The organism is Oleiphilus sp. HI0128, assembly GCF_001635365.1.
In genome coordinates, this window is record NZ_LWGG01001296.1 from 1 (window position 1) to 1,017 (window position 1,017).

The following is a 1,017-nucleotide window of genomic DNA, read 5'->3' on the forward strand; positions in this document are numbered from 1 at the left end:
TGTAACACCTGGAATGCTAATGCCAATGAGAATGAAGCCTGGTTGAATAATCCGCATCGTAAAGGTGAGGATGATATGGGGCGAGTATACGGCGTTCAGGGCCGGGCGTGGCAAAAGCCGGATGGCACGCCATTAGACCAGCTTAAAAAGATCGTCGATAACCTTTCGAAAGGGGTCGATGACCGCGGAGAAATTCTAAGCTTCTATAACCCGGGCGAGTTCGAAATGGGTTGTCTGCGCCCTTGCATGCATACGCACACATTTTCTTTGCTAGGGGATACACTGTATTTGACTAGTTATCAGCGTTCTTGTGATGTGCCGCTGGGGCTGAATTTCAATCAGGTTCAGGTCTATGTTCTGCTTGCTCTAATGGCACAGATCACGGGGCATAAAGCCGGTAAGGCTTACCACAAAATAGTCAATGCTCATATCTACGAGAACCAGTTAGAATTGATGCGAGATGTGCAGCTAAAGCGTGAGCCTTTCGCTTCTCCGAGACTAAATATCAACCCTGATATCAAGTCACTCGAAGACCTTGAAACCTGGGTGACGACCGCTGACTTTGAAGTCGTCGGCTATGAGTCGCATGACAGTATCCAGTACCCTTTTTCAGTTTAAATATATATCGAGTAGGAAGAAACAATGAAGCGCTCCATGATCGTCGCGATGGCAGAAAACCGAGTTATCGGCATTAACAACAAGCTGCCTTGGTATTTGCCCAATGATCTTAAGTACTTTAAACAAGTGACGATGGGCAAGCCGATTCTAATGGGGCGTAAAACCTATGAGTCGATTGGTAAGCCGCTTCCAGGTCGATGCAATATCGTTATAACGCGAAATGAAAGCTGGTCGGCTGAAGGCGTGAAAGTCGTGCACTCTCTTGAGCAGGCTTTTGATTTAGGAGAGTCGGTTTGTGATATTGACGGTCAGTCGGAAGTGATGATCATTGGTGGTGACCAGATCTATCAAACGAGTCTGCCGGATGTTGATCGTATCTATCTAACGAAAGTTCATGCA

Annotated in this window: 2 protein-coding genes; both read left to right on the forward strand. The window is 46.7% G+C overall.

Annotated elements, in window-relative coordinates; all coding sequences use genetic code 11:
• On the forward strand, positions 1–618 hold a 618-nt coding region (gene thyA / locus A3763_RS21755; protein ID WP_068760506.1), incomplete at its 5' end, for a thymidylate synthase.
• A 24-nt stretch (positions 619–642) separates the two neighbouring features.
• A partial coding sequence (locus A3763_RS21760; RefSeq protein WP_068760508.1) for a dihydrofolate reductase occupies positions 643–1,017 on the forward strand: 375 nt, incomplete at its 3' end.